We start from the raw sequence: 17,916 nt of genomic DNA, 5'->3' as shown, positions 1-17,916 counted from the left end.
GGGGTTTGGTCAACCGAGCCAATGCACCCAGGCACCGTGAGGGTGCGCAAAGGCGAGCAGGATCGGGTCGCCGTCTCCGGGCTTTCCTGTCCAAAGGCGAACGTGAAGTTCATGCCGGAATGTCGCCGGGTCCGTCTCAAGGCTGATCCACCCAAGGGGCTTGTCACGAGTTGCCTCGGCGCCCGCTTCGACAAAGGCCTGCGTGATTGCCGCTTGGGTTTCCTTGGGCATATATTGCCACATGATCGAATGAAACATCGCGCGGGTCACGCCTTCCGGCTGAGGTCGCGCTAGGCAATCAGCAACAAATTCGCCCGCGTCCTGCCGCACCAGATCGGGCGGGCATTGCTGCGCCAACTCGATCGCCGCATCGATCCGCGCCATCCGGATCATCGCATCGGGCCAGACGTAGCTTTTGAGCCGCAATGCGCTCTCCTTGTTGGAAAGATCGATCGGCGACACGTCACAGCCTCTGATCGAGACAATCTCGAACCCGGCAGGGGCTGGCGGCGGCGATCCGTTGTCGCCGCGCCATTCGGGTTCGATGCGCATAGGCGAGCTGCCAGGTCCCACTTCGGTCTCGCCAAGCCGGTAGTGATACCGCTCTAGCATCGTGTTGATTCCCGCGCTTGCGCCCAGTTCGAACAGTTCGAACCGGGGCAATGCTCTTTGCGCGGCCCATAGCAGTCCTGCCATGATGCTGGCCGAACGCCCCGCCTCATTCGTCTGGGGCGGCCCGTCCAGCCATGGCAGCAAGAGGTGATCGAATGTCTCGACGAGTTCGCAGACAAGATCGTCGATCTGACCCTGATCGGTGATCTGGCCGCTGTAGACTAGCGCCAGACGATCATCTTCTCCTGACAGGACAAGGTAGTGAAGGCCTCCTGCGATCCTGAGCGGCATTGCATCCTTCAAGGTAAGGCCCTGCCAGCCTGCAATGCGGCGTCCGGTTGCGGTATTGCTTTCCCGAACCTTGCGCAACGCCCGGATCACACGGGCAGTGCATGGCGCTCCTCCTTGATCGGCGTGGTCTGCCTGCCATTCGATTGCGGCATCGAATTCCTTGATAGCCATGATTTCGCTACTGCTCATGCCTCACCCTTCGCATCTGCCGTTGCGCCAATTCCATTGCCCTTTGAACGCCCAATCCCTAAGTCCCGGCGCGAAATGACCATCGATCTTCCTCCCTCCCCCGGCACCCAGCTCACCTTCGCCGTGCCAAAAGGGCGTATCCTTGACGAGGCCTTGCCTGTCATGGCGCGCGCTGGCGTGGTGCCTCACGCGGACTTTCACGACAAGTCAAACCGCTCCCTTTCGTTCGACACGACGCGTCCTGACATGCGCATCATCCGCGTGCGCGCGTTCGACGTTGCCACTTTCGTTGCGCATGGCGCCGCGCAGGTGGGTATCGTTGGGTCCGATGTGATCGAGGAATTCGACTATTCCGACCTTTACGCACCGGTCGATCTCGATATCGGCCATTGCCGCCTTTCGGTGGCGAGGCTGGCCGACGATCCGGCTGACCCGGCCGGAGTAAGCCACCTGCGGGTGGCGACGAAATACCCCAATCTCACCGCGCGCCATTTCGAACGGCAGGGGATTCAGGCCGAATGCGTGAAGCTGAACGGCGCGATGGAGCTCGCCCCTTCGCTGGGCCTTGCGCGCCAGATCGTCGATCTCGTTTCCACTGGCACCACATTGAAACAGAACGGTTTGGTCGAAACGCAGCGTATCATCGACATCACCGCACGCCTGATCGTCAATCGCGCCGCCTTCAAGACGGATGCGCGGGTCGCGGCACTGGTTGCCGCATTCCGGGCGGATGCAGAATCGCGCGAAGCCGCGAGTGACAAGGCCGAAGAGATCACCGCGTGATGAATATACTTTCCACCTTCGACCCTGATTTCGAACAGCGTTTTGCCCGGGTTGTCGACGCTCGCCGTGAGGCGGACAGTGACGTAACCGGCATTGTTCAAGACATACTGCGCACGGTGCGCACCGGCGGGGACGATACGCTGGTGCAGTACACCCAGCGTTTTGACGGCTATGCACTGGTTGATGATGCCGACTGGATCATCACCGCCGATCGCTGCGCCGAGGCCTATGCCGGTTTGGAGCCGGAGCTGCGCGATGCGCTGGAACTCGCGGCAGCGCGCATCCGTGCCTATCACGAGGCACAACTGCCCGAGAACCGGGATTACACCGACGATGCCGGGGTTCGCCTCGGCGCGATCTGGCGGCCGGTCGATGCCGCAGGACTCTATGTGCCCGGAGGCCGCGCTGCCTATCCGTCTTCTTTGCTGATGAACGCGATCCCCGCCCGCGTGGCCGGGGTTGAACGGATCGTGGTGGTAACCCCCACTCCCAAGGGCAATTCAAACCCGCTGGTTCTGGCCGCTGCGCATATCGCGGGTATCGACGAAATCTGGCGGGTCGGGGGCGCACAAGCGGTGGCGGCGCTGGCCTATGGCACGAAGCGGATCAAGCCGGTCGATGTCATCACCGGGCCGGGAAATGCCTATGTCGCGGAGGCCAAGCGCCAGCTTTATGGCGTCGTCGGGATCGACATGGTCGCCGGGCCAAGCGAGATCCTCGTGGTCGCCGATGGAAAGAATGATCCTGACTGGATTGCGGCCGATCTGCTGAGCCAGGCCGAACACGATCCCACTTCGCAGTCGATCCTGATCACCGACGATGCCGGCTTCGCCGCCCAGGTAGAAGATTGCGTCGACGTGCAATTGAGCATGCTGTCCACCGGCAAGACGGCGCGGACAAGCTGGGACGATCACGGCGTCATGATCGTCGTGAACGATATCGAAAGCGAAGCGCCAGCGCTGATCAATCGACTCGCAGCCGAGCATCTCGAACTCGCGATCGACAATCCCGAAGCGATGCTGCCGAAGGTGCGCCATGCAGGCAGTGTTTTCCTTGGTCGGATGACGCCGGAGGCGGTCGGCGATTATGTTGCCGGGCCGAACCACGTCCTGCCCACCGGGCGTCGCGCGCGTTTTTCGAGCGGGCTTTCGGTGCTTGATTTCATGAAACGCACCAGCTTCCTCGGGCTGGACGAAGCGGCGCTTGGCCGGATCGGTCCGGCTGCGGTAAGTCTGGCCCATGCAGAGGGCCTGCCCGCCCATGCCAAATCGGTGGAGCTCCGCCTCAAATGAATATGAATTCCCGATCGCAGGCCCGTTCGACCGCGCGCCTTGCTGCCGTTCAGGCGCTTTACCAACTGCAGATGGAAGGCACGGCGCTCAATCGCCTGCTTGATGAATTCCACCAGCACCGGCTTGGCCGCGAAGTGGACGATGAAGACTTCGAAGGCGAAGTCTTTGCCGATGCCGAAGTCGATTTCTTCGATGATGTCGTGCGCGGGGTGGATGCGCGGTGCGAAGAGATTGACGAAATCCTGATTGCAAAGCTTGCAGCGGGTTGGACGCTGGCGCGGCTTGACAAGACGATGCTGCAGATCCTGCGCGCGGGCACCTATGAATTGCTCGCCCGGGCCGATGTCCCCACTGCAACCGCCATCACCGAATATGTCGACGTCGCCAAGGCGTTCTTCGATGATCGCGAGGCGAAATTCGTGAACGGCATTCTTGACGCGGCGGCAAAAGAGATCAGGAATTAGCGTCGACAAGAGACGATTTGGCGAGGGGGATCGCGCCATGACCGAAACCGAATTTCTTTCGGCTCTGAAGACGTTGCCGCTGCACCCGGGTGCGCGCGGTCTGAAGGATGACTGCGCGCTGATCGAAATCGGCGGCGAAACGCTGATCTTCAACCACGACGTCATGGCCGAAGACGTCCATTTCCGCCCCGAAGCCAGCCTTGCAGACGTTGCCTGGAAACTGGTCGCTCTCAACCTGTCCGATCTCGCGGCGAAGGGTGCCGAACCCATCGGCATTCTCCTGGGGCATTCGCTTGGCGGAAACGACATGCAGTTCATCAAGGGGCTGCGCGAAGTCATGGAGGCCTATGACGTAAAGCTGATGGGGGGGGATACCGTCGCGGGGACAGGGGCCAGCACTTTCAGTGTCACCGCAATCGGGCGTGCCACTTGCAATCCCGTGCCCTCCCGCATCGGCGCGGCGCCGGGTGACACCGTCTATGTCACAGGCTGCGTTGGTCGGGCGATGTTGGGATTTGAAGGCGAGCGGGATCATCTACAGGCATTCAACCGCCCTCGTCCGCTGCTGGCCGAAGGCCGTGCGCTTGCGCCGCATGTAAGCGCGATGATGGACGTTTCCGACGGGCTGCTGCTCGATGCCTTCAGAATGGCGGAGGCCAGTGGCGTCACCTTTTCGATCCGGCAAGAAGACGTCCCGGTGGCAGACCCTGCCCGAGCCGATGAGTGCATGCGCTGGGGTGACGATTACGAATTGCTGTTCACCCTGCCCACCGACGTGCCATGCCCGGTGGCCGCCTCCCGGATCGGCACTGTCGTCGAACGGGGGGCTGCTCCTTTGATGTTGAGCGGTGAGCCGATTCTTGGGCGCGACGGGCTGGGTTACCTACACGGTTGAAGCATGACGGAGGCCTAGCCTCTCAAAACTGGTGACACGGGCGCGTTTCCGCCGTTTTCCCGCTTGTCTCCCGCTCTCCATTCCCTATGACAGGGCGCCTTGCGCCGAACGGGATACATCGAAAGGCGCATTTCCACGCACAAGAGGGGATTATTCGTGGACCTTATACTCATATCAATCGGGGTGGGCTTGCTCGCCATCGTCTATGGCATTGTGACAAGCCGCCAGGTGCTGAGCTCCAGCGCCGGCAATGAAAAAATGCAGGAAATCGCCGGGGCGATCCAGGAAGGCGCGCAAGCCTACCTGAACCGCCAGTACACCACGATCGGCATGGTCGGCGTGGTCGCGGCGATCGTTGTCGGCGTTGCGCTGGGCGTTGTCCCGGCCGTCGGCTTCATCGTCGGCGCCGTGCTTTCGGGCGTCGCGGGCTACATCGGGATGAACATCTCGGTCCGCTCGAACGTGCGCACCGCCGCCGCTGCCGAGCAAGGGCTGCAACAGGGCCTCACCATCGCATTCCGCGCAGGCGCCATCACCGGCATGCTTGTCGCAGGTCTTGCGCTGCTCGCCATCGCCGTGTTCTTCTACGTCCTCGTCGGGCCGATGATGCTTGAGGCAGACAGCCGCACCGTGATCGACGGTCTCATCGGTCTTGCCTTTGGTGCGTCGCTGATCTCGATCTTCGCCCGTCTGGGTGGCGGTATCTTCACCAAGGCCGCAGACGTCGGCGCCGACCTCGTCGGCAAGGTCGAAGCCAGCATTCCGGAAGACGATCCGCGCAACCCGGCAACCATCGCCGACAACGTGGGCGACAACGTCGGCGACTGCGCCGGCATGGCCGCTGACCTGTTCGAAACCTATGTCGTCACCGTCGGTGCGACCATGGTTCTCACCGCGCTTCTGTTCGCTGAACAGCTTGGCGAAATGCTCCTGCCGCTCATGGCACTGCCGCTTCTGATTGGGGGCGCATGCATCGTGACCTCGATCATCGGCACCTATTTTGTCCGTCTCGGCAATGGCACCAATGTCATGGGCGCGATGTACAAGGGCTTCATCGCCACCGCCGTTCTGGCCATTCCGCTGATCTGGTTTGCCACGCAGTTCGCGCTTGGCACCGTTGGCGCAGACATGAGCACGGTTCTGGGAACCGGCCCGGGTGGCGTTGAATTCCACGGACGTGACCTGTTCTATTGCTCGCTGATCGGCCTTGCGCTGACGGGCATCATCATCTGGATCACCGAGTATTACACCGGCACGGCCTATCGTCCGGTCCGCTCGATCGCCAAGGCATCGGAAACGGGCCACGGCACCAACGTTATCCAGGGTCTTGCCATCAGCCTTGAATCGACCGCACTGCCGACCATCGTCATCATTGCGGCGATCATCGGTGCGTACCAACTCGCAGGGCTGATCGGTCTGGCATACGGCGCAACCGCGATGCTGGCTCTGGCTGGCATGGTTGTCGCGCTCGACGCCTATGGTCCGGTGACCGACAACGCCGGCGGCATCGCCGAAATGGCCGGCCTCGACGAAAGCGTCCGTGAAAAGACCGACCTGCTCGACGCAGTTGGCAACACCACCAAGGCTGTGACCAAGGGCTATGCCATCGGTTCGGCCGGTCTCGCAGCGCTCGTGCTGTTCGCTGCCTACACCGCTGACCTTCGGGCGTTTTTCCCGGATGCCAACGTCGATTTCGGTCTCGAAAATCCGTATGTGATCGTCGGGCTGCTGCTCGGCGCATTGCTGCCGTATCTGTTCGGCGCGATGGGCATGACCGCGGTTGGTCGTGCTGCGGGTGACGTGGTTGTCGACGTGCGCGATCAGTTCGCCAAGGATCCGGGCATCATGGCCGGCACCAGCCGTCCGAACTACGCCCGCACGGTGGACCTGGTGACCAAGGCTGCGATCAAGGAAATGATCATCCCGTCGCTGCTGCCGGTTCTTGCTCCGATCGTGACTTACTTCGTGATCTATGGCCTTGCCGGTCAGGAAAACGCCTTTGCCGCGCTTGGTGCGCTGCTGCTGGGTGTCATCGTAGGCGGTCTGTTCGTCGCCCTTTCCATGACCGCCGGTGGCGGCGCATGGGACAATGCGAAGAAGTACATCGAAGACGGCAACCACGGCGGCAAGGGCTCCGAAGCCCACAAGGCTGCCGTGACCGGCGATACCGTTGGTGACCCGTACAAGGACACCGCCGGCCCGGCCGTGAACCCGATGATCAAGATCACCAACATCGTCGCCCTGCTGCTGCTCGCAGCGCTGGCGGCACAAGCTGGCGTGCACTAAGCACGATAGCCTCATACGGCTAACGGAAACCCCGTCCGGTTCATTCCGGGCGGGGTTTTCTTTTGCCTCATGCCTTGTGCCGCGATCGGACAGCTACGGCGATGCAAGCGCTTTATTAACAGTGATATGCGATATGCGCTCCAGTGGTCGCCAGCCCGGCGGCCTGACGGGACAAGACGATGGATATGGCGAGCTCGCCAGATCTCACAATCATGCAACGGGATGCCGCTGTTCGAGCAGGTTTGGCGGCCGGTGTGGAAGTGCGCATTGTATCCGCTGCGGACGCCGCAGACCCGCAGTTCGCGCGCGAATGGGATGCCCTTGCGGCGCGAGCGAGCGAACCCAACCCGTTCTTCGAACGCTGGTTTCTGCTGCCCTCGCTCAAGCATCTGGGTCCGGGCTCGCAAGTGAACATCAAGACACTTCGGATTGATGGCGAACTGCTCGGCTTGCTCCCTGTCTCGCGGGTCTGGAACTACTACGGATACCCCCTCCCGCATGCCAGCGTGTGGCTGCATGCCAACGCCTTTTGCGGCGCCCCGCTGGTCGCTCGCGGGTTTGAACGGGCATTCTGGGGTGCCCTTCTCGACCATTTCGACCGGCACTCGCGCAAGGCGGCATTTCTGCACCTGCCGCATTTGCCGGCGGAGGGGCCGGTGCATGCCGCGCTGGACCATGTGCTGTGCGACACCCGTCGTCCGGCTTTCACGGTCGAAACGCTCGAACGGGCCATGCTCGCTGGCGATTGCGAGGCCGAAACCTATCTGAACGCCTCCATGAGCGCCAAGAAGCGCAAGGAGCTGCGCCGCCAGCGCAAGCGACTTGAAGACGAGGGATCGCTGTCATTCGAGCGCGAGAACGGCCTCGACGGGATCGAGCAATGGATCGCCGATTTCCTCCGCATCGAGGCCGCCGGATGGAAGGGCGAGGCAGGCTCGGCATTGGCCAACGCGCCTGCAACGCAGCGCTTCTTCACCGAAACCCTTGTGGAAGCTGCACGTGCAGGCCGGTTGGAGCGGCTCTCGCTAAAGCTCAATGGCAAGGCAATTGCCATGCTCGCCACCTTCTTGGCGCCACCCGGAGCATACAGCTTCAAGACGACGTTCAACGAAGCCTATGCCCGCTTTTCCCCCGGCCTGCTGTTGCAGCTTGAGAACCTCGACCTGCTCACCCGCCCCGGCATCGAGTGGGCGGATAGCTGCGCGGTCGAGGGGCATTCCATGATCGAGCGCATCTGGCGCGAGAAACGGCGGCTCGTCAGCCGCAACATCGCAATTGGCGGGCCACTGCGCCGGGCCGCTTTCCGAACACTCATGGCATACGAGACCAGAGGACGAACCCAAGCATGAACGCTCCTAGCAAACATTGGCCCACCACCGACCAGCGCCACCACGCGCTTGTCACCGATATCTTCGACGCAACAGCGCGGATGGAGTTCGCCCAGAGCTATCCCGAAGTGCCGCACAAGCTGCGCCACGCGCTGGACCGCCACCCGCTGCTCGACCTCGAGGCGCTGGCGCAACTGGCCGAAAGCTTGCCCGAGGCAAGCATCGAGTTCAACCGCGGCGACCTGCCGATCGGCATCGACGACAAGCCCGGCGCGACCGGCATGTCGATCGGGGAGACGATCCGGCAGGTGGGTGAAGCGAACAGCTGGGCCGCGCTCAAGAACATCGAGCAGGTCCCTGCCTACGAGGCACTGCTGATGGAGCTGCTGGGCGAGCTGCGCGACGAGATCGAAGCCAAGACCGGCGCGATGCTGACCCCGCAGGGCTTCATCTTCATCTCCAGCCCGAACGCGGTCACGCCCTATCACTTCGATCCGGAGCACAACATCCTGCTCCAGATCAGGGGCAGCAAGGTGATGACCCAGTTCCCGGCGGGTGATGCCCGTTTCGCCCCGGACGAGGTGCACGAAAGCTACCATTCGGGCGGCCCGCGCGAGCTCAAGTGGGACGATAGCTTCATGGACGAAGCCCGCGCCTTTGCGCTCGGCCCTGGCGATGCGGTGTTCGTGCCGGTGATGGCGCCGCATTTCGTGCAGAACGGCCCGGCCAGCTCTGTCTCGCTGTCGATAACATGGCGCAGCGAGTGGAGCTATGCCGAAAGCGACGCTCGCGGACTCAACCACCTGCTGCGCCAGCGCGGCTTCTCGCCGCGCGCTCCGGGCCGCTGGCCGAACGGCAACGCACCCAAGGCCTATGCCTTCCGTGCTCTGCGCAAGCTGGGCCTCACCCGATAGCCAGTTGACGGGTCGCGCGCCGCTGCGCATTGCGCAATGCATGGATGACACACCCGATAACCAGCGGCTCGTCGACGGGCTTGTGAAGCTCCTCACGGTCGAGAAGCGCGCTTCCGACATTTACGCCGGACGTCCACAGAAGGGCGGCGTGGGCCGCGTGTTCGGCGGACAGGTTCTCGCGCAAGCGTTGCAGGCGGCGCAGGCTAGCGTTGCCGACGGCAAGAGCGCGCATTCGCTCCACGCCTATTTCCTTCGTGGCGGGCGCGAGGGAGCGCCCATCGAATACCGGATCGAGCGCGATTTCGACGGGCGCAGCTTCGCAAACCGCCGGGTGGTCGCCTCCCAGGAGAACGAGGACGGCACCTCCAGCCCGATCCTCAACCTCACCGCCAGCTTCCAGACCCCGGAGGATGGCCTTGAGCATGACGATTCGCCCATGCCCGATGTCCAGCCGCCCGAGGAGCTGAAGTCCGACATGGAGATGCGCCGCGCCATGGCCGACAAGATCGGGGACAAGCTGTCGGAGGCGCAGCGCGCGCTGATGCTGCGCCCTCGCCCGATCGAGATGCGCACTATTGACCGGCTGCACTGGATGAACAGCGAACCGCGCGAGCCGCGAGCGCACACATGGTTTCGCACCGCCGCGCCGCTGCCCGACGATCCGAACCTGCACCGCGCCGTCATCACCTATGCCAGCGACTTCACGCTGCTGGGGACGAGCGCGCTGCCGCATGGCCTGAGCTGGATGCGGGGCGAACTGGTGGGCGCGAGCCTTGACCATGCGATCTGGTTCCACCGCGAAGCGCGCGCCGACGAGTGGCTGCTCTACGCCACCGACGCGCCGTGGAGCGGCGGTGGACGCGGCTTCAACCGGGGCCGCATCTTCAATCGTGCGGGCGAACTGGTGGCGAGCGTCGCGCAAGAGGGGATGATGAGACGCCGCGCTCAAGCAGCGAAGCGGTAGCGCAGACAAGGACTCCTGTTTGGCGCACCCGCATCCGCGGGTGCGTCCTCGCTAGACGCGCAGCAGAGCTGCGCCCGCTGCGCGCGGGCGGTCGCCCTTGCGGCCCTGCGGGCCGTTCCAGCGATTCCCAACAGGGTGGAACAGGTGGAACACGGTCCAAGGGATAAAACCCAAGTTCTGTCACCATTGGCGGGCAAAGTGTCACCCTTGGCGCAAGAGTGTCACCTTTTCCGCGCAGAGTGTCACCCGAACGGGGAAAAGCGTCACTCTTTCACGCGCCAAAGTGTCACCTTTGCACGGGGGCAAGTGTCACCCTGTTCGAAGGGTGTGCGGGACTGACAATGGCAAAGAGCGGGCGCGGGTAATACCGGGGCGGCGCGATGTAGGAAAATCTGCGGCAGGCGGCCAGAATTTCGGCACCTTGCAGGCGCGATCGCCATGCGCCCACCAAAACCACCAATCTGTCGGCAAAAATTCTCTCATTGAATTCATGGCGGTGTCGGCAAAGGGTTGAAACACACCCTGCTCAAGCCCGCTATTGCGAGACAAAGCCGGTCCCAGTCGCTAACCTGTCAAACGGGTCGCATGGAATTGCTGGGGGGCGATCCAAATGAAAAACAAGTTGGCGGCTTTTGCCGCGTGTTCTGTTGTGGCGGCGTTAGCGTTGTCGGCAGGTGCTGAGGCACAATCAAATTCACCACATTATGAATTGTCGGTCGAGCGGATCAGCGATGAGGTCTACAATCCGTGGACCCAGAAAATGGATGCCGTCGAGCTGCGCGCATTTCAGGGAGAAGGTGGAGACGGGCTGGTCGCGCCGGTGATGCGGGTGAACCCGGGGCAGGTTCTCAGCTTGACGGTCGACAACAATCTTGACCCCTGCTCGGCGGAGCAGATTGCCCAGAACCGATGCTATAATTCCACCAACATCCATACGCACGGACTTTGGATTTCGCCCAGCGGGAACAGCGATAATGTGATGCTGTCAATCGATCCGGGCGAGCGGTTCGAATATGAATTCGTCATTCCGCCTGACCATCCTTCGGGGACGTTCTGGTACCACCCGCACATGCACGGCGCGACGAGCATTCAGCTTGGGTCCGGCATGGCTGGCGCGCTCATCATAGATGGCGACCGGGTTCCGACGCCAACTTCACCGGGCGACATCGATATTCTGTTCAACGACGGCGAAGGGAACGCCTTTGGCGAACAGATCATGGTGTTCTCCCAAATTCAGTACGGCTGCTTTGAGGAGGGCGAAGCCAGAAGGCGTCCAAACCCTGATATTGCCCCTTGGGATCTTCCACCTTGGGAATGCGAAGACGGTGAAGTCGGCACAGTAGAAAGCTTCAGGCTTTTCAATCCGTTTCCTGAGATGACATCGGGTCGGCTGACCGGGGTCAATGGCAAGGTCCAACCCACGATTACGGGCATCGATACGGGCCGGTTTCATCGCCTTCGGATGATCCATGCAGGGCTTCGCCGCTCGGTTGACATGAGCATCCGCAAGCTGGCCGAAGGCGCCCCGGATCTTAGAGATGTCGCCGGGCGCGACCAGAACAAGTGGATTGCCGAATATTGCACGGGTGATCCGATTGAACAGTTCCATTTTGCCGACGACGGATTGACGCGTTATTCGATGAGGAAGGTCGAAAGCTCAAGGCTGACCGCCGGCTCGCGGTTCGATGCCTTGGCCTATTTTGAAGAGCCAGGCTCCTATTGCGTCATCAACAACGCCGTCTGGGGCAGAATACCTAATCAGGAACGCATTCTCGCCATATTCGAGGTTTCCGGAGAGACTGCTCCGGCAGGGAATGTCACGGAATTGCTTGCGGAGACGCTGATCAAGGCTGCCGAACTGAAGATTGATGATCCTGAGGTCCGCAGCAAGGTTGTCGCTGATCTGAAGGATGACTTTTCGCTCTATTCCTTTGCTTGGCGTAAACCCGTGCTTGATGATGAGATTACCGGCCGGCAGCACGTCACCTTCAGCATTGTCGACAATGATGATGGCTCAGCGGTCCTGAGCATCGACGGCGTTCCCTACGAACATGCGCGTGTCGACAGGACGTTGACCCTGGGCGATGTGGAGGAATGGGAGATCACGTCGAATGTAGGTGACGTGCTCCCCTGAAATGTGACCGCTTTTTGGTAGAGTCTGACGCAAGGAGTCGGACGATATGAAGCGAAGCAGGTTCAACGAAGAGCAGATCATTGCGATCTTGAAGGAGCAGGAAGCGGGCATGGCGACGACTGAGGTCTGCCGCCGCCACGGGATCAGCTCGGCGACGTTCTACAAGTGGAAGTCTAAGTTCGGCGGGCTCGAGGTGTCCGAGGCCCGGCGGCTGCGATCGCTCGAGGAGGAGAACTCGCGGCTGAAGAAGCTGCTGGCCGAGGCGATGTTGGACAACGCGGTGCTGAAGGATCTGGCATCAAAAAAATGGTAACGCCCGGCGCCAAGCGGGAAGCCGTCGCCTATGCCCGGGAGCATCACGGGGTGAGCGAGCGTCGGGCGTGTGCACTGGTTGGTGTGAGCCGCAGGGTAATCCGTTACGAGCCTACAAGGCCAGATGACGGGGCGCTGCGGCAACGGCTGCGCGAGCTGGCGGCGGAACGCCGCCGGTTCGGCTATCGCCGCCTGGGCTACCTTCTGGCGCGGGAAGGCATCAGGCCCAACCACAAGAAGCTGCTGCGCATCTACCGGGAGGAGGGGCTGCGCGTGCGTCGCCGTGGCGGCCGGAAAAGGGCCTTGGGCACGCGCAGGCCGATGGTGCTGCCGGACGGCCCGAACCAGCGTTGGTCGCTCGACTTCGTCTCCGACAGCCTGATCTGCGGTCGGCGCTTCCGTATCCTGTGCGTGGTCGATGACTACACGCGCGAGTGCCTGGCGCTGGTGGCCGATACGTCGCTGTCGGGTGCTCGGGTAGCGCGGGAACTGACCAGCCTTATCGGCATCCGGGGAAAGCCGCATACGGTGGTCAGCGACAATGGCACCGAACTGACCTCGTCGGCCATCCTGCGCTGGTCGCAGGAGCGCAGGGTCGAGTGGCACTACATCGCACCGGGAAAGCCAATGCAGAACGGCTTCGTGGAGAGCTTCAATGGCCGCCTGCGCGACGAATGCCTCAACGAGACGCTGTTCACCTCGCTGGCCCATGCCCGGTTCGTGCTGGCCGCCTGGCGACACGATTACAACACGGTCAGGCCACACTCGAAACTGGGCGGGAAGACCCCCGCCGAGATCGCCGGCCAACGTGTCTGGGGGCATGCCCCCAGACACGTTGCCATCCCATCAAACAACCATCATGAAGGAGCCAGACTCTACCTCTGACTGGTAACAATCAGGGGAGCACGTCATAGGGTCTCACCCCTTCCACATTCACGTCAATCCGTTTCAGGTTGTCGGTATCTTCGATGACGAGGGGCGTGATGTAACCATCGAAGGGACAGAGGCCTACGATCCAGACTATGCGGACATGCTGGGAGGCTGGCGTGACACGGTGTACGTGAAGCGCAATTACCGGATCGTCATACGCACCCGCTATCGCCGCTATGTCGGCGACTTTGTGATGCATTGCCATTTCGCCTCGCATGGCGATGAAGGCATGATGCAGAATATCAGGATACAAACACGGGGCGATCGGGCCGCGGGAATGACACATCACTAACCCGCGATGACGAGAGCAGGCGCTGGCCCGATCGCTGGCGCCTGCATCGCTGCGGCTATGAACCGATCCGGACCGGCATCGAATTGATGATCGCGAGGAACGGGTGAGCGGTCCGGTCGGGAGCGCCATCGGCGACCAGCTTCAGATCGCGGCGGAGCATTTCCTCGATCAATATCTGCAATTGCAGTTCGGCAAGACGCGCACCGACACAGCGGTGAATGCCGTAGCCGAAGGACAGATGCCGCCGCGCATTGGGCCGGTCGACCAGAAACAGCTCGCCATCCGGAAACAGCCGCTCCTCCCGATTGGCAGAGACGTACCACAGCACGATCTTGTCGCCCTTGCGAATGTGGTGGCCCCGGAATTCGGTATCCTCCAGCGCGGTGCGGCGCATGTGCAGCGCGGGACTGTGCCAGCGGATCACCTCGCTGGCGGCATTGGCGATCAACGAAGGGTCGGCGCGCAGGCGCTCCCATTGTTCGGGCCAGCGGGTAAAGGCATCGGCCAATGCCGACATGGAATTGCGGGTGGTGTCGTTACCTCCCACGATCAGCGTCGCCATGTTGCCCATGAATTCGGCGGCATCCATCTCGCCGAAGCTGTCCGAATGGATCATCATCGAAAGCAGATCGGGCGCAGGCGGCGCGGCGAGCCGTTCCTGCCACAGCTGGTGGAAGCGCCCGGCCATTTCGAACAGCAAGGCCGCGCGTTCCTGCGGACGTTTGGCGATCATGTCGAGCGAGGTGATCGCATCGGACCAGACGCGCAAACGGTCCCTTTCCTCCCACGGGAAATCGAACAGGATGGCCAGCATGTCGATCGTCAACGGGATGGAGACGCGCGCCGTCCAGTCGAACCCTCCGCCGCGCGGCAGTGCATCGAGACAAGCGGCGGTGCGCGCCCGGATCGAATCCGAAAGCCGTGTCATTTCTGAAGGGGTAAAGGCCGGCGCGATGGTGCGACGCTTTTGCGCGTGGTGCGGCGGGTCCATCATGATGAAGGATTCAAGATAGGCCGCTTCGGCAGGGTTCACGTCGATGATCGACACCCCGCCATGCTTTGCCTCCGAAGAAAACAGGGCAGGCTGCGCTTCGATCGCGACGATGTCGTCATACAGGCTGACCGACCAGAAAGGACCGAAGGCACCGTCCGCGCACCAGTGGATCGGGGCCTCATGCCGCAGCCGGGTGAACATCGCATGGGCGCTGCCATCGGCAAAGCGTTCCGGAATGCTGGGATCGAGCGTGTCGGGGCGGACGGCGAGGTCAAGCGTCATCGGGTGCAGTCCTTTAAGCTTTGATGTTGCGCGCCATGCGCTCAAAAAAATTGCCAAGCTGTGCGAGTTCGCTTTCGTCGAAACCGGCGAACAGTTCGGCGTAGATTTCGTCGATCATCTCGCGCAGGCTGCCGAGCATGGCCTTCGCAGCCGCGGTCGGCAGGATGCGCCAGACGCGCCGGTCGCTCGGGTGCTGGCTGCGTTCGATCAGCCCGCGCGCCTGCAACGCATCGATGGCCACGCCGACACTGGCGCGTTCGATTTCGAGATGCCGGGCGAGTTCGGTCTGGGTCAGCCCTTCCTGACGCAGGACATAGGCGAGCAGGCGCCATTGGGTGCGGCTTAGCCCCTGATCCTGCAGCGCATCGTCGATGATCCGGCGCAGCTGGCGCGGCAGGTCCTCCAGCCGGAATGTCAGCGTGTCGAGCGGGGTGAGGATTGGCGAATCGCCCGGAGTGGATGAGACAAGTTTCATACCGGAAACATATAATCTGTTTCCATATTGTCAAATACCTTACAATATTGGCAAGTGATGGGGCCGCCCCGATCTATTTGAACTCGACGGAGCCTTTTCCCCACCCGTCGCGCCCCTGCCCTGCGGCACGGGTCAGACAAGAAAAGCTAGCTCGCCACGAAAATCGAGCGTTCATGGGTGACAGTCGAGCCCGGCAATTCGTAGCCCGGAACGATGTCTGAAAGCGTGTAGCGGATTTCGATGTCGATCTCGGCGGCTCCGCTAATTCTGCTACCCCCTGAACGATCGACATTCACGATCAGTCGGTCAGTGTCGAGCAGGTAAGGGGCATTCACTGCCCGAGCGAGAATGACGGATCTGATCTGCTCATCGGACAGTTCGTTGTCCTTCTGATATTCGATCATCACGATCCGGACACCATCTGCCACGACAGACTGCACGGCATTGTAGTTCTGAAGGTAGATGCCAACTTGCAGGACACCAAACAACAGCGCGAAAAACAGTGGTGCCAGCAGAGCGAACTCCACCGCAGCTACAGCGCGACTATTGTGCAGCACAGTCTGCACGAGCGGTCTGAAAAGCCGGGGACGTTCCGCCATCATGAAATCTGCACCGTCCGTTCGACCGAGTATCGGATTTCCTGGCCTATCCCGAATGTGCTCCAAATAGGCAGGCGGGTGTCGCTGATCGCGATCTCGAGATAGCTCGATACGACGTCACCCTCGAAACAGCTGGAGGAGCTGTTCACCAGTTCACTCGAAATTCCGCAACGGTATTTCCTTACTATCGATACGTCCTCACCCGTGAGATTGACCGACTCCATCAGGATCTCTTCAAGTTCATCCGGATCGGTTTCCGCCCCTTGATTGGTGGCCATCACGATCGCCTCGACCTCGCTTGCCGCCGATTGCAGTTCATGCTGGCGGGCCACAATGAAGCCGACCTCTACGGTTCCGATCAACAGCAAGGCCATGACCGGAGCGACCAGAGCAAACTCCACCACCATGGTGCCCGATCCATCGGCAACAAGGCTAGCCAGATAGCGGCTCGTCTTCCTCATGCCACCAACCTGACATCGGCTATCGACGATCCGACTTCCGTGGTCTCGTTGAGCGGGCAAAGCGTTTCCAGCTCGGCGCCACCCCTGATGTCGATGCTGTAGGCCGAGATTTGCAGGCACTGGGCGGCCACGTCCGCCGTGCCGTTGATGCGCAGGTTCCCGTCCGGCAAATAGATCAGCCCTTCGATCAGGGAGTCGGAATTGCCATTCAGAATATGGTCTCCGCTTGGGTTGTTGTCGCGGTGCTCGAACACCAGAATGCCCGCCAGTTCATCGGCATTGGGATAGCCAAGCAGATCTGCTGCCGTAGGCGGGGTGAGATTGATCTCGTTGCTGGAACCGCTGCCTCCGAGCTTCATTCTCGCACCATTCTTGAGCACGAACATCACACCATTGCCGACCACTTCGGAATTGTGCGTCAGGTCAAGCTCGCCGCCATCGATCACATAGATGCCCGATGCGAGAACTGTGTCACAGGCAGTGACGAGACTGCTGTACGTGCCAGGCTGCAACGAGGCCTGCTTGTTGCGTCCCCTGCCCGTGCAATTGTAACTGCGCGGCGTATCGTTCGTTGGCGGTTCAAGATCGGCGTAGATGTCTTTCAGACCGGCAACATTTTCGACAATTACGCCCTGCAAGTCGGGGTCTTCGACGGACACTCGGCCACATGCGGCAATGCTGTCGGTATCGACGTCGGCGGACCCGTCGATGATGATGGCATCGTCATCACAGGAAAGGGCCGCCAGACCGCACCGTGCTTTCACCTCTGCGTTGCCTCCGATCTTGAGGCTGTTGCCTTCATCCCGCAGGGCAATCAGGCAGGCATTGTAACTCAACCCCTCGCTGAAGCTGGCTTGAGCGGTCGCGCGAATGGTAGCCGGGGCATTCATGAACAGGCTGCTGAAGGGCAGACGTTTGCTTGCGGTAGATGTTACGAGGACGCTGTTCTGATTGCCGCCGGCATAATCTGCCAGTGCGATGACTGGCGCAGTGTCGAAATCCGCGACTTTGGAGATATTGGCGGCGTACTCCTGCTCAGCCCTTGTGCGGTAGTCACTTTCCGCCAGCGGATTGCTTCGCGCCCATGCGCCGGCATAGGCAGCTTGGTCTACCGCATGCTGCAACTCGCGCCTCCACATGTACCATTGCGCGGTGTCGGTGGCGAACCCGGCTCCGCCGATAAGGATCGGGAGGCCGAGAGACAGGATGATGAGCGCATTGCCTCGACTGCAATCGACAAGGCTTGAGGCAACAGACCGGATTTTCATGTTTGCCAGCTCCCTTGGTGCAATGACACGAGGGTGCAATGGCTGCTTTGATGTTTAACAATTGCAAAATCGGACTACCCGACGAATGGATATGCCGTTCTTAAGGCAGGACGTTCGTGGTAGGCGTCTTGAATCTGTAGAACTCTGTAAA

Annotated in this window: 17 protein-coding genes; 11 read left to right on the top strand and 6 right to left on the bottom strand. The window is 61.4% G+C overall.

All coding sequences use genetic code 11. The annotated features are described in order from the left end of the window. Window positions 1-9 precede the first annotated feature (9 nt). On the bottom strand, window positions 10-1,092 hold the full coding sequence (locus L1K66_RS07765; protein WP_252260378.1) for a DUF2332 domain-containing protein: 1,083 nt from the start codon (window positions 1,090-1,092) through the stop codon (window positions 10-12). Between the two features lie 75 nt (window positions 1,093-1,167). Between L1K66_RS07765 and hisG the strand changes: the two genes are divergently transcribed. From hisG to L1K66_RS07710, 11 genes are all read left to right on the top strand, one after another. Continuing rightward, on the top strand, window positions 1,168-1,875 hold the full coding sequence (gene hisG / locus L1K66_RS07760; protein ID WP_252260377.1) for an ATP phosphoribosyltransferase: 708 nt from the start codon (window positions 1,168-1,170) through the stop codon (window positions 1,873-1,875). Beyond that, window positions 1,875-3,167 carry a histidinol dehydrogenase gene (gene hisD / locus L1K66_RS07755; RefSeq protein ID WP_252260376.1) on the top strand — a complete coding sequence of 431 codons (1,293 nt, stop codon included), beginning with the start codon at window positions 1,875-1,877 and terminating at the stop codon, window positions 3,165-3,167. Before hisG ends, hisD begins: the two co-directional genes overlap by 1 nt. A 2-nt stretch (window positions 3,168-3,169) precedes the next feature. Next, window positions 3,170-3,631 carry a transcription antitermination factor NusB gene (nusB, locus tag L1K66_RS07750; protein WP_252260459.1) on the top strand — a complete coding sequence of 154 codons (462 nt, stop codon included), beginning with the start codon at window positions 3,170-3,172 and terminating at the stop codon, window positions 3,629-3,631. A 37-nt stretch (window positions 3,632-3,668) separates the two neighbouring features. Beyond that, entirely contained in the window at window positions 3,669-4,526 is an 858-nt protein-coding gene (thiL, locus tag L1K66_RS07745) for a thiamine-phosphate kinase (RefSeq protein ID WP_034952750.1), read from the top strand. A 156-nt stretch (window positions 4,527-4,682) separates the two neighbouring features. Further along, window positions 4,683-6,812 (top strand): sodium-translocating pyrophosphatase, encoded by a 2,130-nt coding sequence (locus L1K66_RS07740; RefSeq protein ID WP_252260375.1) that lies wholly within the window; start codon window positions 4,683-4,685, stop codon window positions 6,810-6,812. Window positions 6,813-6,997: 185 nt separating this feature from the next. Next, window positions 6,998-8,161, top strand: a complete 1,164-nt coding sequence (locus L1K66_RS07735) for a GNAT family N-acetyltransferase (RefSeq protein WP_252260374.1) — start codon at window positions 6,998-7,000, stop codon at window positions 8,159-8,161. Beyond that, the gene (locus L1K66_RS07730; protein ID WP_252260373.1) at window positions 8,158-9,054 is read left to right on the top strand and encodes a cupin-like domain-containing protein; all 897 of its coding nucleotides are present in this window, start codon (window positions 8,158-8,160) and stop codon (window positions 9,052-9,054) included. Before L1K66_RS07735 ends, L1K66_RS07730 begins: the two co-directional genes overlap by 4 nt. 40 nt (window positions 9,055-9,094) lie before the next feature. Beyond that, entirely contained in the window at window positions 9,095-10,018 is a 924-nt protein-coding gene (locus L1K66_RS07725; protein ID WP_252260372.1) for an acyl-CoA thioesterase, read from the top strand. 610 nt (window positions 10,019-10,628) lie between these two features. Further along, the gene (locus L1K66_RS07720) at window positions 10,629-12,152 is read left to right on the top strand and encodes a multicopper oxidase family protein (protein ID WP_252260371.1); all 1,524 of its coding nucleotides are present in this window, start codon (window positions 10,629-10,631) and stop codon (window positions 12,150-12,152) included. 46 nt (window positions 12,153-12,198) lie between these two features. Next, window positions 12,199-13,349, top strand: a protein-coding gene (locus L1K66_RS07715) for an IS3 family transposase (protein ID WP_252258086.1) whose coding sequence is annotated in 2 segments (ribosomal slippage) — window positions 12,199-12,451 and window positions 12,451-13,349 — 1,152 coding nt in all. Because the reading frame shifts where the segments join, the coding sequence is not laid out codon by codon here. Between the two features lie 25 nt (window positions 13,350-13,374). Further along, window positions 13,375-13,686, top strand: coding sequence for a multicopper oxidase domain-containing protein (locus L1K66_RS07710; RefSeq protein ID WP_256471500.1), 312 nt, complete (start codon window positions 13,375-13,377; stop codon window positions 13,684-13,686). 55 nt (window positions 13,687-13,741) lie between these two features. Here the strand turns inward: L1K66_RS07710 and L1K66_RS07705 are convergent, their stop codons facing one another. The 5 genes from L1K66_RS07705 to L1K66_RS07685 form a co-directional block, all read right to left on the bottom strand. Beyond that, on the bottom strand, window positions 13,742-14,962 hold the full coding sequence (locus L1K66_RS07705) for a cytochrome P450 (protein ID WP_252260370.1): 1,221 nt from the start codon (window positions 14,960-14,962) through the stop codon (window positions 13,742-13,744). A 13-nt stretch (window positions 14,963-14,975) separates the two neighbouring features. Further along, on the bottom strand, window positions 14,976-15,437 hold the full coding sequence (locus L1K66_RS07700; RefSeq protein WP_252260369.1) for a MarR family winged helix-turn-helix transcriptional regulator: 462 nt from the start codon (window positions 15,435-15,437) through the stop codon (window positions 14,976-14,978). A gap of 146 nt (window positions 15,438-15,583) precedes the next feature. Then, entirely contained in the window at window positions 15,584-16,039 is a 456-nt protein-coding gene (locus tag L1K66_RS07695) for a TadE/TadG family type IV pilus assembly protein (protein WP_252260368.1), read from the bottom strand. After that, complete coding sequence (locus L1K66_RS07690; RefSeq protein ID WP_252260367.1) at window positions 16,036-16,497, bottom strand: TadE/TadG family type IV pilus assembly protein; 462 nt, start codon at window positions 16,495-16,497, stop codon at window positions 16,036-16,038. Before L1K66_RS07690 ends, L1K66_RS07695 begins: the two co-directional genes overlap by 4 nt. After that, window positions 16,494-17,765, bottom strand: a complete 1,272-nt coding sequence (locus L1K66_RS07685; protein WP_252260366.1) for a TadE/TadG family type IV pilus assembly protein — start codon at window positions 17,763-17,765, stop codon at window positions 16,494-16,496. Before L1K66_RS07685 ends, L1K66_RS07690 begins: the two co-directional genes overlap by 4 nt. Between the last annotated feature and the right edge of the window lie 151 nt (window positions 17,766-17,916).

This window comes from Erythrobacter aurantius (assembly GCF_023823125.1).
In the GTDB taxonomy this organism is placed as follows: domain Bacteria; phylum Pseudomonadota; class Alphaproteobacteria; order Sphingomonadales; family Sphingomonadaceae; genus Erythrobacter; species Erythrobacter aurantius.
The sequence above is the reverse complement of the archived record's forward strand: the minus strand, read 5'-3'. Positions and strand labels throughout refer to the sequence as shown.

Coding starts and splice junctions, on each gene's coding strand:
- L1K66_RS07765 (WP_252260378.1), bottom strand. CDS start 1,092: ATGAGCAGTAGCGAAATCATGGCTATCAAGGAATTCGATGCCGCAATC.
- L1K66_RS07735 (WP_252260374.1), top strand. CDS start 6,998: ATGGCGAGCTCGCCAGATCTCACAATCATGCAACGGGATGCCGCTGTT.
- thiL (WP_034952750.1), top strand. CDS start 3,669: ATGACCGAAACCGAATTTCTTTCGGCTCTGAAGACGTTGCCGCTGCAC.
- L1K66_RS07730 (WP_252260373.1), top strand. CDS start 8,158: ATGAACGCTCCTAGCAAACATTGGCCCACCACCGACCAGCGCCACCAC.
- L1K66_RS07695 (WP_252260368.1), bottom strand. CDS start 16,039: ATGATGGCGGAACGTCCCCGGCTTTTCAGACCGCTCGTGCAGACTGTG.
- L1K66_RS07690 (WP_252260367.1), bottom strand. CDS start 16,497: ATGAGGAAGACGAGCCGCTATCTGGCTAGCCTTGTTGCCGATGGATCG.
- nusB (WP_252260459.1), top strand. CDS start 3,170: ATGAATTCCCGATCGCAGGCCCGTTCGACCGCGCGCCTTGCTGCCGTT.
- L1K66_RS07705 (WP_252260370.1), bottom strand. CDS start 14,962: ATGACGCTTGACCTCGCCGTCCGCCCCGACACGCTCGATCCCAGCATT.
- hisD (WP_252260376.1), top strand. CDS start 1,875: ATGAATATACTTTCCACCTTCGACCCTGATTTCGAACAGCGTTTTGCC.
- L1K66_RS07700 (WP_252260369.1), bottom strand. CDS start 15,437: ATGAAACTTGTCTCATCCACTCCGGGCGATTCGCCAATCCTCACCCCG.
- L1K66_RS07725 (WP_252260372.1), top strand. CDS start 9,095: ATGGATGACACACCCGATAACCAGCGGCTCGTCGACGGGCTTGTGAAG.
- L1K66_RS07720 (WP_252260371.1), top strand. CDS start 10,629: ATGAAAAACAAGTTGGCGGCTTTTGCCGCGTGTTCTGTTGTGGCGGCG.
- hisG (WP_252260377.1), top strand. CDS start 1,168: ATGACCATCGATCTTCCTCCCTCCCCCGGCACCCAGCTCACCTTCGCC.
- L1K66_RS07685 (WP_252260366.1), bottom strand. CDS start 17,765: ATGAAAATCCGGTCTGTTGCCTCAAGCCTTGTCGATTGCAGTCGAGGC.